The sequence below is a fragment of the Planktothricoides raciborskii GIHE-MW2 genome (assembly GCF_040564635.1).
GTDB classification, from domain to species: domain Bacteria; phylum Cyanobacteriota; class Cyanobacteriia; order Cyanobacteriales; family Laspinemataceae; genus Planktothricoides; species Planktothricoides raciborskii.
In genome coordinates this window covers 5,006,533-5,020,229 of record NZ_CP159837.1, presented here as the reverse complement: position 1 = coordinate 5,020,229, position 13,697 = coordinate 5,006,533, and the positions used below count along the sequence as shown (strand labels likewise).

Annotated in this window: 12 protein-coding genes; 3 read left to right on the top strand and 9 right to left on the bottom strand. The window is 42.9% G+C overall.

Annotated elements, in window-relative coordinates; genetic code table 11:
- Window positions 1-111 precede the first annotated feature (111 nt).
- The 3 genes from recO (at window position 112) to ABWT76_RS21475 (ending at window position 4,020) form a co-directional block, all read left to right on the top strand.
- On the top strand, window positions 112-1,011 hold the full coding sequence (recO, locus tag ABWT76_RS21485) for a DNA repair protein RecO (protein WP_054465471.1): 900 nt from the start codon (window positions 112-114) through the stop codon (window positions 1,009-1,011).
- 96 nt (window positions 1,012-1,107) lie between these two features.
- Complete coding sequence (locus ABWT76_RS21480) at window positions 1,108-2,655, top strand: MFS transporter (protein WP_082348784.1); 1,548 nt, start codon at window positions 1,108-1,110, stop codon at window positions 2,653-2,655.
- Window positions 2,656-2,820: 165 nt separating this feature from the next.
- Window positions 2,821-4,020: a glycosyltransferase family 4 protein gene (locus ABWT76_RS21475; RefSeq protein ID WP_054465472.1), complete on the top strand. Its 1,200-nt coding sequence runs from the start codon at window positions 2,821-2,823 to the stop codon at window positions 4,018-4,020.
- Between the two features lie 230 nt (window positions 4,021-4,250).
- Here the strand turns inward: ABWT76_RS21475 and ABWT76_RS21470 are convergent, their stop codons facing one another.
- From ABWT76_RS21470 to speY, 9 genes are all read right to left on the bottom strand, one after another.
- Window positions 4,251-4,934, bottom strand: coding sequence for an HAD hydrolase-like protein (locus ABWT76_RS21470; RefSeq protein WP_072160699.1), 684 nt, complete (start codon window positions 4,932-4,934; stop codon window positions 4,251-4,253).
- Between the two features lie 65 nt (window positions 4,935-4,999).
- Window positions 5,000-5,233: an HNH endonuclease gene (locus ABWT76_RS21465; RefSeq protein WP_054465473.1), complete on the bottom strand. Its 234-nt coding sequence runs from the start codon at window positions 5,231-5,233 to the stop codon at window positions 5,000-5,002.
- Window positions 5,234-5,420: 187 nt separating this feature from the next.
- Window positions 5,421-5,603, bottom strand: coding sequence for a KGK domain-containing protein (locus ABWT76_RS21460; RefSeq protein WP_354636432.1), 183 nt, complete (start codon window positions 5,601-5,603; stop codon window positions 5,421-5,423).
- A gap of 338 nt (window positions 5,604-5,941) precedes the next feature.
- A complete protein-coding gene (locus tag ABWT76_RS21455) occupies window positions 5,942-6,286 on the bottom strand; it encodes a KGK domain-containing protein (RefSeq protein WP_354634926.1) in 345 nt (114 codons plus the stop codon).
- A 226-nt stretch (window positions 6,287-6,512) separates the two neighbouring features.
- On the bottom strand, window positions 6,513-8,978 hold the full coding sequence (locus ABWT76_RS21450; protein ID WP_354634925.1) for a dynamin-like GTPase family protein: 2,466 nt from the start codon (window positions 8,976-8,978) through the stop codon (window positions 6,513-6,515).
- A 237-nt stretch (window positions 8,979-9,215) separates the two neighbouring features.
- On the bottom strand, window positions 9,216-9,824 hold the full coding sequence (locus tag ABWT76_RS21445) for a type II toxin-antitoxin system PemK/MazF family toxin (protein WP_354634924.1): 609 nt from the start codon (window positions 9,822-9,824) through the stop codon (window positions 9,216-9,218).
- A 3-nt stretch (window positions 9,825-9,827) separates the two neighbouring features.
- Window positions 9,828-10,310 (bottom strand): type II toxin-antitoxin system antitoxin SocA domain-containing protein, encoded by a 483-nt coding sequence (locus ABWT76_RS21440; protein ID WP_354634923.1) that lies wholly within the window; start codon window positions 10,308-10,310, stop codon window positions 9,828-9,830.
- A 301-nt stretch (window positions 10,311-10,611) separates the two neighbouring features.
- On the bottom strand, window positions 10,612-11,964 hold the full coding sequence (locus ABWT76_RS21435; RefSeq protein WP_231636686.1) for an inorganic phosphate transporter: 1,353 nt from the start codon (window positions 11,962-11,964) through the stop codon (window positions 10,612-10,614).
- A 383-nt stretch (window positions 11,965-12,347) separates the two neighbouring features.
- Window positions 12,348-13,562, bottom strand: coding sequence for a deoxyhypusine synthase (gene speY / locus ABWT76_RS21430; protein ID WP_054465503.1), 1,215 nt, complete (start codon window positions 13,560-13,562; stop codon window positions 12,348-12,350).
- Window positions 13,563-13,697 lie beyond the last annotated feature (135 nt).

Sequence of the window (13,697 nt, the reverse complement as noted above, 5' to 3'; positions counted from 1 at the left end):
ATATACCCAATTATAAGGTGAATGAATAAATTGCCTTAATAATAGGCAATTTAACAGTAAAAATGCACAAGTAAAACCAATCAATTCAAGCAATATAGATGAAGAGAAAAGATGGATCGAAGCTATAAGGTGCGGGGGATTAATCTGAAGTCGATGCCAATGGGGGAGTCGGATCGGTTGCTGACGATTTTAACCCCAGAATTAGGCTTAATTCAGGCGATCGCCCCTGGGAGTCGTAAGCCAAAATCAACAATGGGCGGTCGCAGTGGTTTGTTTGTGGTGAATGAGTTGTTAATCTATAAGGGGCGATCGCTTGATAGAATCACTCAAGCAGAAACCGTGGAGTCTTATCCCGGTCTGAGTAAAGACTTGGGCAAGTTGGCAGCGGGTCAATATTTGGCAGAATTAGCCCTCTATCAAGCCCTCAGCGATCAACCCCAAGCGGAACTGTTTTTCCTGCTGGGAGAACATTTAAGCCGAATTTCGCGATCGCCAACAGTCCATAATCATCCCTGTTTTATGCCGGTAATTCCATTATTAACTCACGGGATTTATCATCTGCTGGCATTGGGGGGAATTGCCCCTCAAGTGCATCACTGTTGTCTCACGCAACAAAAACTTCAGCCGAATTTTACCCAAACTAACTGGCAAGTCGGCTTCAGTATACTCGGTGGCGGAACTGTATCTTCTGAATGGATGATGCAAAACTCACCGCCGATTATGTCAAGATCAAATTCACGATTAAATTCAACCCTCGAAACTCAAAATTTACCGGCAATTAACAGCAAGCTTAATGCAGTTGAATTAGCCATGCTTCAGCAACTCACCCATCCCGAATTACCCCCGGTAGAAGCGATCTTAAGTCAGTTACCTTCAAAATTGAGGGACTTATCCTTTAACCAAGTTTGGCTGACAATTGAAAAACTTTTACGACAATATGCCCAAGTCCATTTGGAGCGATCGCTGCGATCGCCTATACTCTTAGATACTTATTTGAAATCAATTTTTTAGCAAAATTACCTCGGAAACGAATACAGTAGAACCAGTGCGAAACCAGAACATATTTTCGCTCTGACTACGAAACCTTGTTCAGACATCACTCACACAATGCAATTATTTGATTTTCCATCAAAAACCTCAACCTCGGATTCTCCTGACCATTTTCTCAGTCAGGATGACCAGAGAATAGACCAGGCAATCAGTAATCAACCAATCAATAGAATTCATTATCCTAATGGCAACTCATCACCGGATCCCCGGCAGCCAACGGATGAGCATGAGGATCGCAACCATCACAATTGTCCTGGTGACAATGACCATCATCACCAGGGTAACCAGGGTAAATCGATCAAATCACAGCCCGGATTTGGGCCAGTCTTGAAAAATGCCAATTTTTTAGCCCTTTGGAGTGGTCAAGTTTTTTCCCAGCTAGCGGATAAAGTCTATCTGGTATTGATGATTGCCATTATTGCCAGTGTGTTTCAGCAACCGGGACAAAGTATTAGCAGTTGGGTATCGGCGATTATGATTGCCTTTACCATCCCCGCAGTATTATTTGGTTACTTGGCCGGTGCCTTTGTCGATCGATGGCAAAAGAAAACTGTATTGGTGGCAACTAATCTGTTGCGGGGATTGTTGGTATTGGTCTTGCCATTAGTTTTGTGGATGTCTCAAGGACTGCAACTCGGAAAGCTCCCTTTGGGATTTTGTCTGATGCTGGTAATTACCTTTTTCGTTTCTACCCTGACCCAATTTTTTGCCCCCGCAGAACAAGCGGTAATTCCTTTAATTGTTCAGCGGCAGCAACTCTTGGCCGCTAATTCTCTCTATACCACGACCATGATGGCTTCGGTGATTATTGGTTTTGCCGTTGGGGAGCCGGTGTTGAATTTTGCCAACCATTTATTGTCCAATTGGGGTAATGGTTTGACTACTGGCAGAGAATTGGTGGTTGGGGGGAGTTATTGCTTTGCGGGGTTTCTGCTGCTGTTGATCCGCATTCCCGAAATCCCCAAGACCCCAGAACAAGAATCGGTTCATGTGTTTGAGGAAATCCGCGATGCAGTGGCTTATTTGGGGAAAAATCGTCGGGTGCGATCGGCGATGCTGCAATTGGTGATTTTGTTCTGCGTTTTTGCTGCCCTGGCAGTTTTGGCGGTTCGTTTGGCAGAAGTGATTCCCAATATTGAGTCAGAGCAGTTTGGTTTTTTGCTGGCTGCGGGTGGATTAGGCATGGGAATTGGGGCTGCAATTTTGGGTCATTTTGGCGCCGCCTTTACCCACCGTCAACTGAGTTTGTTTGGCTCATTTATAATGACCGGATCTCTGGTGGGGTTGGCTTTGTTTTCTGAGCAACTATTCTTTGTTTTAGTCTTGATTACTTTTTTGGGATTTGGTGCGGCGATCGTCGGGGTGCCGATGCAAACCACTATTCAAGCGGAAACCCCCGAAGAGATGCGTGGTAAAGTGTTTGGCTTACAAAATAATGTGGTGAATATTGCTTTGAGTTTGCCCTTGGCTGTGGCTGGGGTGGCGGAAGCTTTGGTGGGATTGCAGGTGGTGTTTTTGACTTTGGCCCTAATTGTCATGGCCGGAGGCGGATTAACTTGGTATATTTCGGGTAAACAAACTGGCAAATTGACGATCGCTCGTTAATTAACGAGTGATTCGTGGAATGTCTTTGTTCAGTAGCGATTAGATCGCGATCGCACAGATATCCGTTGAATGTGCGATATTGACGGGCGATCGCGATTTTTTATGTTTAGCTAAAACCAAATATCGCGTTATTATTCATTACAAACCTTGGGAATCAGAAGTTGCATGCACATTGCCTGGTTGGGAAAAAAATCACCCTTTTGTGGAAATGTTACTTATTCTCGCGAAGTAACTAATGCCCTGCTTGACCGGGGATACGAGGTTAGTTTTCTCCATTTTGCTCAAGAGTCTGCGGAACCTCAAAACGTCATTCCTTCTTTAAGTCCTCAGCAAGCTTTTAACAAAACAGCCCAGTGGCCGATCGTCTCTGAAGTGCCCTTGCCTTGCTTGTACAAATCGACAATTTATACCATTCCTACCCTGAAATCCAGTAAAGTCCTGACACGGGCTTTACGAGAACTCAAGCCGGATTTGGTTCATGCCTCCCTGACGCTTTCGCCGTTGGATTTCGTACTGCCGGAAATCTGTGCGGAACTGGGTATATCCTTGGTGTCTACGTTTCATCCCCCTTTTGAACGCAAACCCCGGACTTTAACCTCTAGTACCCAACATCTGACTTATCAGCTTTATGCGCCTTTTTTGGCCAATTACAATCAGACGATTGTTTTTTCTGATATTCAACGGGATGTTTTGGTGAAATTGAATGTCCCACCGGAACGAGTGGCGGTGATTCCCAATGGGGTGGATGTACAAAAGTATTCCCCAGGATATTCTGCGGTGAAAGATGAATTTCAAGGCGAACGTTTATTTGTTTATCAAGGTCGCATTGCCTTGGAAAAAAATGTCGAAGCGTTACTGAAAGCTTGGAAACAATCTAATTTGGGGCCAAAGTGCAAGTTGCTGATTATGGGAGATGGGCCTTATGCCACTTCTTTGCAAGGCTCCTATAACCTAGAACACAATATTATTTGGTTAGGATATGTGGCCGATGAACAGCGGCGCATTGAAATTCTCCGTGGCTGTGATGTCTTTATTCTGCCGTCTTTGGTCGAAGGACTTTCCCTTTCACTATTGGAGGCGATGGCTTGCGGATTGGCTTGTATTGCCACCGATGTGGGGGCCGATGGGGAGGCGATCGCTGATGGGGCGGGGGTAATTCTCAGTACCAAGGGTGTGACCACACAGCTAAAAGCTTTGTTACCACTGTTTAAAGATCACCCAGAATTAGCTCAGTTGATGGGACAAAAAGCCCGCCAACGAGTGTTAGAACGTTATACCCTGAGTCGGAATATTACCCAGTTAGAACACCTTTATGAGCAAGTGTTACAAATGCCTCAGCCGTTGCCTTTGACTGGCTTGGCTTAAATAAAAAAGCAGCGGCTAAGGACTGGTGATACAGCGTTTTGCGGATTTATGCCGTACAAAATTAAGACCTGCCATTCCCGCGAAGGCGGGAATCTAGAGGTTTTTTGTACCTGAATAGTACCTGAATACAAAGAAATTTGCTGAAGTATCTGTAAATATTCTCAAAACCGGGTTTTTGGCGATTTTCTCTGACAGATTGATTCACATAAAAAACCCGGTTGATTCTTGGCTTATGGAATTAAACCCAATTGCGCCATAAATGATGGAGGGGTGGGAAATTTTTCCCAAACTAATGAACTATTATGACTGGCTAATTCTTCAACCCCATAATGTTGATTGGCGATCGCAATGGTTTTCGCCCCGATCGCCTGACCGCAGCGAATATCATGGGGGGTATCGCCAATCACATAACAGCGATCGAGGTTGAGATTTGCTACTTTTTGTTGCGCTAAAGCTAAGGCATATTTAGCCAGTTCGGTGCGATCGCAATGGTTCTCCCCAAATGACCCTAAATTAAAATAATGGTCTAAACCATAGTGAGCAAGCTTTGCCCAAGCCCCCGTTTCACAGTTGCCAGTCAATAAAATAGAAATTACCTGTTCGCACGATTGTAAACTGTCTAGAATTTCTTTCACTCCATCAATAATATATCCTTGGGTGCGATGCAAGCAAGGGGCAATATTTTTTTTATATAAGCTTAACAGCTTCTTGAGATTTTTTTCACTGGCCATTAACCCCAAAGTTTCTAAAATACTGATGGCGATCGCCAACTCTGTTAAACCGGCCATTTTCACTGAGGATAAATCCACGGATTCGCCAATCATTTGACTGGCTGCTTCCGTCAATGCGATCCGACCCGCGCCACAGGAATCAATTAAAGTGCCGTCGATATCCCAGAATAATACAGTAGTCATGCTTTGATTAATTTTGGTGGTTTTTGGCTAGTTTAATCATTATAGCGAATTTTATCGGTTTTAACTTAACTAAAAAGTCGTTTAAACCGTGGATCGAGGCGATCGCTTTTTTGGCTATTACAAACAGAACATAGGGTTTGTAAATTACTCAAATCGTTCGCCCCTCCTTTGGCAAGAGGAATAATATGATCTACTTGAAGATTTTCCCGACTGCCACAACTGCGACATTGGAAATTATCTCGATTTAACACAAATTGTCTCACTTCTGGGGGAATTTTAATTCTAGGTGTTTTTGTCATGGTTTTTATGATTAAAATATGTTACAGGAAATTCACCACAAAGACACAAAGGACACAAAGATGGATGCTAAGTTTTTTAGGCTCAAATTGTACGCTTAGGTGAGGCTGTGTTCTCTGTGTCTCTGTGGTTTTTCTTCTTTATATATATTGCCTGATTCAACAAGCATTTTTCAAAGAGTAAATTGCTTTAGCCTCGTAAATCATCCAGAGGTGAATTACTAGCCGTAAGAAGTGAATTACTAGACTTGGGTTCATCGGGACAGAATTCAAGTACAACCTTAATTCTCATTTTTCCCTTTTTCCATATCCCTTCACCTACTTTCAATATTTCACACTTAATTCCATCACTGACCCATTTTCTTCTTGCTATATCTTCTTTCCACCAAAACTATTCCTTTAAATTTAGAAACTGACAAGACACTTTTCGCACAATATCACTTAGTTTAAACATGGAACAATTACCTAAATAGCCTCGCATTTCTTCTTCCTGAACCAATATGACATCTCCTTGATTAGTTAAAGCTTCAAATTTATTTTCATTCATGGCGAATACCGACAAAATTTTTAGATGAGATAATTAATTATATCACAGTAGGAGGGCAGGGGTTTGCCCTCCTATCACATTTTTCTTTGTGTTCTCTGTGTCTCTGTGGTTTTTCTTCTTTATATTGCCTGATTCAACAAGCATTTTTCAAAGAGTAAATTGCTTTAGCCTCGTAAATCATCCAGAGGTGACTTACTAGCCGTACTCGACTTAGGTTCATCAGGGCAAAATTCAAATACGAGTTTAATTCTCAATTTTCCAGTTTTCCATTTTCCTTCACTGACACTTAATACTTCACATTTTACTCCATCAGTAATCCATTTTTTTTTCTGGTAATTTGATTTATCCCAATCGATTTCATTCATCCCGACCAACTTAACAGATAACTTTCTCACCATATCGACCAGTTTAAACATGGGAGAACCCATAACATAACTATGCATATTGTCTTCTTTAACGGAGATGACATCTTCTTCATTGGTCAAAGCTTGAAATTTTTGTTGATTCATGGCGAATACCGACAAAATTGTAGATGAAACTAGAATACCATAGAACCAGCATAAAAAAGTGGTGCGTTACGCGATCGCTAACACACCCTACCATTATTTTCTCTCTCTGCGATCTCTGTGTCTCTGTGGTTTTATTCTATCACAGTAGGAGGGCAAAGAGTTGCCCTCCTATCACATTTTTCTTCGTGTTTTATGTGTCTCTGTAGTTTTACTGAACTCTCTAAAATTAACCGATTAAATCGGCTGAAATCGTGTCAGGATTTTCCCGTAATTCACCGGCATCGGCAAACTCATCACCAGAAACATTGTCAGAAATCACCGGCAATTGCTGACCGTATAAATTCATCGATTGTAAACAAGCATTAATCCCCTGAACCGCCTGATTATAAGCGGCAATTTTTTCTTCAACAACATCGAGGTTCTTTTGATTTTGAGCAATCTTTAACTCTGCTTCCTTTTCCAAGCTTTTCTCTAAATAAGCCCGCGCCACATCATACTTTTGGAGAATATCTAACTTGTATTGTTCCGCCAAAGGTAACACTTGAGTTTTCAGAGTTTGGTTCATCCCTTGCCGGAAATGACTGCGAATAGTGGCAGAAACTTTGGGCTCAAAATCTAACTTGAGTAATTGGCGAATTGCCGGTTCTGCCTTGATGATACTTTCAGCCCCATAACTTTGAGAAGTTTGTTGCAAGGTTTGGCGAAACTGATAGATAGAAAAAGTGCCTTCATCGTAAAATCGGGGACTTTCCCGCACATAGCGATCGCATTCTCGCCGCGCTTCATTAGCAATCAAACTTAACAAAGTCTCCTCTAACTTTTTAAACTGCTGTTCAATTCCCCCATCTTTACCCAACAACCGATACAAATTCAGATAACTATCGGTTTTTTTCACGGAGTCCAAAAGACGCTGACAGAAATTTGTCACCACCATTTGAGCATATTCCACCAAAACATCCTCTAATTCATTGGCAAGATAGTATAATGCTTCCACCAAAACCGCCAAAAAAGGCGCCGTGGCATTCCGACTATGGCTACCCGTTGCTTTTTTATAAGCTTCCAGCACAGAAAACTGATGCAGTAACTCATCAAGTCGCACGACCATTTGTTTTTTCAGCCGATTAAAATCATTTTCAAAATCTGGATCTTCTTCGGCAATAATTAGGTTAATTTTTTTCGCCAAATATTGCTCTAACTCACTGCCAATGGTTTGCAATTGCTGGTTGAGTCGATCCAACTCTTGCGCTTTCATCGCATCGATTTCGCGAGGTTGACTGGCTAGGTTTTGCCGTTGGCTATTATAGTAATCTTTTAACCCGATACAAATTGGTTGTAAATCGTCAGCCAGAGTAGTAAACAGTTGGGGGCGCTTTTCATTCGTAAGATACTGAGTAATCGCTTCCCGAAATGTCTCAATCCCACTATCTTGAATGAGTTGATCCATTAAAGGTGTCCCCCACTCACTCAAAATCCGCACATAGTTCTCATTCGGGGTTTCATACCCATTCACGGAAACCCGAAATTCACTGCGGGAAAGTTTCCCAGAGTTGGCACAATAGTTGTTAAATTCGCTGACAAATTGGGGTGTTTCTTCTTGTCCCCCAAGTCCTTTAACGCTTTCGGTAAATATGGAGTCTAAACCAAAGCGATCGCGCCCACTGGTTTGTTTAATTTGACTGCCATAAAATCCCAACAAGCCACTGGTTTTGTAAATGCGGTTGGTATCGCGAAACTGAGTCTGGATTAGTTGATCTAACCGTTGTCGTAATTGAGCATTATACCAAGTTTGGTCAATCCGGTTAAACACATAAAATACACGATCGCGAATTCCGGGATTACTCTTCATTTTTTCCAGTAATTCCGTCTCTTCTGTGGTCATATCTCCCGCAGCCGCTGGTTTTAAAACCGTCACCACCGCCGAAGTATCCGGATTTTCCACTTTCTGATAAGTTAGCTGGGCATCTTTTTTTACTGGTGCATCAATTCCCGGCAAATCAACCAAAATATTCCCATCTTTTAACAGGGGATGATGACAGTAATACTCTAACCGTTTCAACACCGCGCTATTGCTACCCCGTCGCGCATAATCTGCCGCTTTACTCAGGTTAGAAAACCCCAATTGATCCATAGAATAGATGGCATTATGAACCGAGTTGATGCGATCGCGGTTATGCTGATAACCTTCTATGAGTAAACTTAACGCTTTAGCTTGTTTGGCATATTCAGACTTACTTTCTCCCCCCTCTTTTTTAATAATCTCCTGGCATATTTCTTGTAACTTATCGATTACTTCGGGGCGATCGATATTTTCTGGATCTATAGAGGTACTTAATCCCAGATTCTTGCACATCATCCCGAATTGCTCGTGAATTTCCCCTAGACTTAAAAACGTTAAAACCACCCGTTCTTGATTGGGTTCTGCGTATTCAATATAACATTCGGTTCCCGTCGCGTGTCCTTCGGCACTGTATAATAATTCTCGTTCTAACAGCGCATTAATTAACATCGACTTTCCGGCACTAAATGCCCCGGCAAACACAATTTCAAAGCGAGGTGAAATAGCTTTATTTAAGGAATGTTCAACAGCGATAGTATTGTATTGCGATCGCAGTTTTGGTTCTTGCTGGAGCAACTTTAACAAGGCATTAACTTGGTCTTTCAAGTTAGCACATTCGGGATGATTAACAGTCATATTTTTCCGCTGGTTAATAGGAATATTTTATTTTACCAGGAAACGTTGTTTTTTACCACAGAGACACAGAGGACACAAAGAGAGAGACGAGAGAGACAAAACCGTTATCCCATCCGTTGCCCAAATATATCCGCTGCCAATTGGGTTGTGGGGGCTGAGAAACCGGGTTTCTGTTGTGAGTATCAGAGTTAACTGTGGGATGCGACAAAGAAACCCGGTTTCTGGGACTCTAATTATTCAAAAATCAAAATCATCGATTAATTCAGAAATCACTGACTGCTTATCTGCTTCAGAAAGATAGCCAAATATTTTTTTGACTAAATCTGGAGAGGCATTTTTCAGAAACCAGTCCTCACTAGGATCATCTGAAATACCTAAATAATAATTTAAACGTTCTGCGATCGCCTCTTTGTCAGATTTATCCAGTTGTCCAATTCGTTCAAACCAATTTCCAGATGAGTCTTTCAAGCAGTTAGCGTCAATCGTATAAATTTGGTGAATTAGGGCGAATGAATTGCGATCGAGACTATTTTTAGTAGTAGCTTTCACAGGATAAGTCGTTGGTAAGCCTCTGTAAGTTTCTTGAGAAGTCAGAGGAATTACTGTAAAAGTGGTAATGTAACTAGACTCATCCTGGAAGCGATCGCTTGTCCAGATAATATGAGGATGTATCCCCCGAAAAACTCGACTGGAATTAATGCTCAAATTACAAAAACTTGTCTTGCACTGTACCTCTCCTGGTTCAGCTAAATCATAAATGTGAATATGACCTTGTTTGCACCGCAAAGATACCCTATAAGGGTTGATTGGATAAACCCACCCTTGTCGAGGTTTTTGTCCAGCCATTTTTCATCCTAATTCATTAACTAATTTTTCATTTTCAGCTAAAAGATTTAGCCGAACTTTTTCATCAAATTTATGGTTTTTTGTCACCTCTAACATTGGGGCAGTATTATACACATACTCTAACAATTGTTCCAGGCGATCTTGTCCTAAACCAGCCCATTCTCTTCTAATATTGTCCAACATTAATTTCAGACCAATCGGTAAATCCAGGTCGGCTAAAGTACCCGCTTTCGAGCCAAGTTTGAGCAGGATTGAATTTCCTTGAGATTCTTGAATAATCTCTTGTCCGTCCATTTTTTTTAAAGCAGCGTCTATATCTTCATGCCAAGGGCCAAAACTGTAATAATACCAATCAAGGTCTGTCAGTTGTTTTCCTGTCCATTTGACCGCATAAAGGTCAGCTAGATACAAAAATTTTACTAGCTGTGTTTTAGTAATATAGCCCTTGGTTTCATAGACAAAATATTTAATCAGCTTGTCTAACATAATTAGACTCCTAAGTGTTAGGGCAATATATTCAGTATAGCATTGTTTTTAACCCTAATCAGTCTAATGGGGTTAAAGGGGCTGAGAAACCGGGTTTCTGCTGTGGATATCAAAGTTAACGGTAGGGTACGACAAAGAAACCCGGTTTCTGGGGTTCAACCTATCCGCTGCCAACTACTATTCCAAAACCAAATAGTCAACCTATCCGCTGCCAACTACTATGAGAAACCGGGTTTCTGTTGTGGATATCAGAGTTAACGGTAAGATGCGCCCTCAGAAACCCGGTTTCTTATGTTTATGATTAATAAATTAACCAATTTAACAACCAAAAAATTGCCGCAGCTAATCCCGCAGAAAAAGGCACAGTAGTTAACCACGCCAAGATAATTGACCGCATGGTTTCTAAACGAATTGACCGAAAGTTCTGCACTAAACCAATGCCGACTACTCCACCAACTAAGGCATGAGAAGTGGACACCGGCAAGCCTAAACGGGAAGCAATTAATACGGTGGTTGCTGTGGCTAATTCCGCACAAAATCCGCCACTAGGTTGTAAAGAAATAATCTTTTCTCCCACGGTGGTAATCACGTTTTTGCCCCAAATTGCTAACCCGGTGACAATCCCAGTCCCGCCAAGAATTAAAATCCATACCGGAATCTGAAAATTAGCCCCAGGGATTTCTCCTGTTCGCAAAATATAGGATATGGCCGCTAAAGGCGCGATCGCATTTCCCACATCATTCGACCCGTGAGCAAACGCCACAAAGCAAGCACTGATCACCTGAAATTTAGCCAATTGTTTCTCGACTAACCACCGATTAGCACTGGCATTTTTGCCATCTTTTTTTAAATTATTATCTAAATTATGATCTATATTATTATCTATATTTTTCCCGGCTTCAGCACTACGCCAAATCATCACCGTCACGGTGACAGCGGCAAACGTTCCTAACAGTAACGGTAAATCTTGGGGAGGTAAAATTACACCAAATTCATCGCCGATCCAATGATTCACAGGTGCAGTTACAGTCGGCAAGGCGATCGCCCCAAAAATGCCAAACAACGCCGCACTTAACCAAGGAGTCCATTCTTGCAATTGTTGCATCGGTGCCGCACGATCTAAAATAGAATATTTCACTACCCCATAAAAACCAGCCGCGATCGCCCCGCTGACCAACGGTGTCACCAACCAAGTCACAGAAATCACCCCAATAGTTTGCCAGTCTACTGCCTGAAAACCAGCCGCCACCCAGCTAAACCCAGCCAAAGCCCCCACCACCCCATGAGAGGAAGACACTGGCAACCCCCAACTGGTAGCAATTTGCAGCCACAAACCACAAGCAACCATCACCGACACCATCCCCAGCAACAACACTTCCGGTTGACCCACAAAAAACCGGGTATTCACCACTTGGGTCGCCAAAGTTTCCGCCACTTCGTGACCAAATATCACCGCCCCGGTAAACTCCAAAATCCCCGCCACAATCAACGCTTGTCTTAGGGTTAAAGCCTTAGAACCCACCGACGTACCCATTGAATTAGCCACATCATTGGCGCCCAAATTCGCCGCCACATAAAAGGCTAAAATTCCTAACAATAAAATTGGCAACATTGGCAACATTGGCAACGATAAAGTCAAAAAATCTACAGTCATATTTATCAATTCAAAAGCGTCTACTGTTCAGCACAATACTACTCATAAGGCAACAGGGTGTAGGGTGTAGGGTGTAGGGTGTAGGGGGAAGCCGCCGTCGTGTAGGGTGTAGGGTGTAGGGTGTAGGGGGAAGAGAGATGCATAGAAGAGAGATGCATAGAATTTTCCTCTTTCCTCTTTCCTCTTTCCTCTTTCCTCTTTCCTCTTTCCTCTTTCCTCTTTCCTCTTTCCTGTTCCCCCACACCGATGGCGGCCGATGGCGGCCCCACATCCCACACCCTCCCATTCCCCTTGTTAACCAAATCACAAAATAAGCCCTCTTATCTTCAGACAAGAGGGCTTATTTAGATCGAAATTACGATCAAAATTACCGAATCACAACGCTAGGTATGACCATTACGGATGGGGGTTCCGCAAGGATAAGTGGCGACTTGCTTTGGTCTGTGTCCATTTTGCAGAACTTTGGCCAAAGATTTTTCTGGGGATTTTTCCTTTTTCGCCTGTTCAGCCTTAGCCATCAGATAATCCAATTTCAGTTTAGTCACCATTTCCGGGCGGCGATCGTAAAGACGCTTCAGCGGACGAGGGGCGCATTGATGCATCACATACGCGGTCATCAACGGTAAGGCGATCGTGCTGTCGGTGTAGCACACAACCGTATTCGGTAATTCATGGGGATCTACTTTGCCCCAGCTTACCGCTTCACTCGGAGTGGCACCAGACAGACCTCCGGTATCTGGACGTGCATCGGTGACTTGGATAAAATAGTCGTGACCCCGTTCTTCCAGACCCAACACTTCGTGAATTTGCGGCTGGGTTTGCAGCAGGAAGTTTTTCGGACTGCCACCACCGAGAATCAACGCCGCACTTTTACCAGGGACATTCGTGCCAGTTTCCCGCGCTGAGTAGGCGATCGCTGCGGTTTCGTTCACATCCACCGCTGGATCGATAATCAACTGAGAACCTTCTAAAGCCACTGCTGCCACATTCATCCCAATAGAACTATCCCCAGGAGAGGAAGTATAAATCGGTACGCCACATTCATAAGCCGTAGCCAACAAGCAAGAATTTTTAATTCCTAATTGTTTCTCTGTTTCCCAAATATACTTGCCTAACAAATGGTGAAACTCAGCGGTTCCCATCCGTTTTTGGAAAGATTCAGACATCAGCAGGCGACGAATAAATGCATCGGTTTCCAGCAAGACATCGTAATCAAAGATAATGTCATAAATCCGAATCTGTCCGCTTTGCCGCAGCTTGATATCATCCGTAAATGGATTGCCACTATACAGGCTTAAACCCAAGCCATAATGAATATCGTGATACAAATTCGCCCCAGTGCTAATGATATAATCAATAAAACCGTGACGAATCAACGGCGCTAAGGTAGAAACCCCAAAACCCGCTGGAGTCATGGCACCAGACAGACTCAGCCCGACGGTGACACCTTCGCGAAATACTTTTTGCTGGAGCAAATGGCAAATTTCCCGCAAACGCGCAGAGTTGTAAGCGGTAAAATAGCTGTCAATTAAATCGACAATATTAATTTGCTCCGACATGGGAGCGGGGGCAATTTTCAAGCCAAAATTCGGTGACATATTCAACCTCAGATATAGTGCTACAAACAGTTGAGTTGGTTTCAAACCGATCGCGAATCCACACTTTTGCCGGTTCATAACGGTTCATCATCACGGGTCAAAATTGATCGCTGACTGTCTCTAAGGACGGAATTA

Bases quoted from the DNA above. Each gene is read 5' to 3' on its own strand.
- speY (WP_054465503.1), bottom strand. From the start codon at position 13,562: ATGTCACCGAATTTTGGCTTGAAAATTGCCCCCGCTCCCATGTCGGAG.
- ABWT76_RS21455 (WP_354634926.1), bottom strand. From the start codon at position 6,286: ATGAATCAACAAAAATTTCAAGCTTTGACCAATGAAGAAGATGTCATC.
- ABWT76_RS21475 (WP_054465472.1), top strand. From the start codon at position 2,821: ATGCACATTGCCTGGTTGGGAAAAAAATCACCCTTTTGTGGAAATGTT.
- recO (WP_054465471.1), top strand. From the start codon at position 112: ATGGATCGAAGCTATAAGGTGCGGGGGATTAATCTGAAGTCGATGCCA.
- ABWT76_RS21435 (WP_231636686.1), bottom strand. From the start codon at position 11,964: ATGACTGTAGATTTTTTGACTTTATCGTTGCCAATGTTGCCAATGTTG.
- ABWT76_RS21440 (WP_354634923.1), bottom strand. From the start codon at position 10,310: ATGTTAGACAAGCTGATTAAATATTTTGTCTATGAAACCAAGGGCTAT.
- ABWT76_RS21470 (WP_072160699.1), bottom strand. From the start codon at position 4,934: ATGACTACTGTATTATTCTGGGATATCGACGGCACTTTAATTGATTCC.
- ABWT76_RS21445 (WP_354634924.1), bottom strand. From the start codon at position 9,824: ATGGCTGGACAAAAACCTCGACAAGGGTGGGTTTATCCAATCAACCCT.
- ABWT76_RS21450 (WP_354634925.1), bottom strand. From the start codon at position 8,978: ATGACTGTTAATCATCCCGAATGTGCTAACTTGAAAGACCAAGTTAAT.
- ABWT76_RS21480 (WP_082348784.1), top strand. From the start codon at position 1,108: ATGCAATTATTTGATTTTCCATCAAAAACCTCAACCTCGGATTCTCCT.
- ABWT76_RS21465 (WP_054465473.1), bottom strand. From the start codon at position 5,233: ATGACAAAAACACCTAGAATTAAAATTCCCCCAGAAGTGAGACAATTT.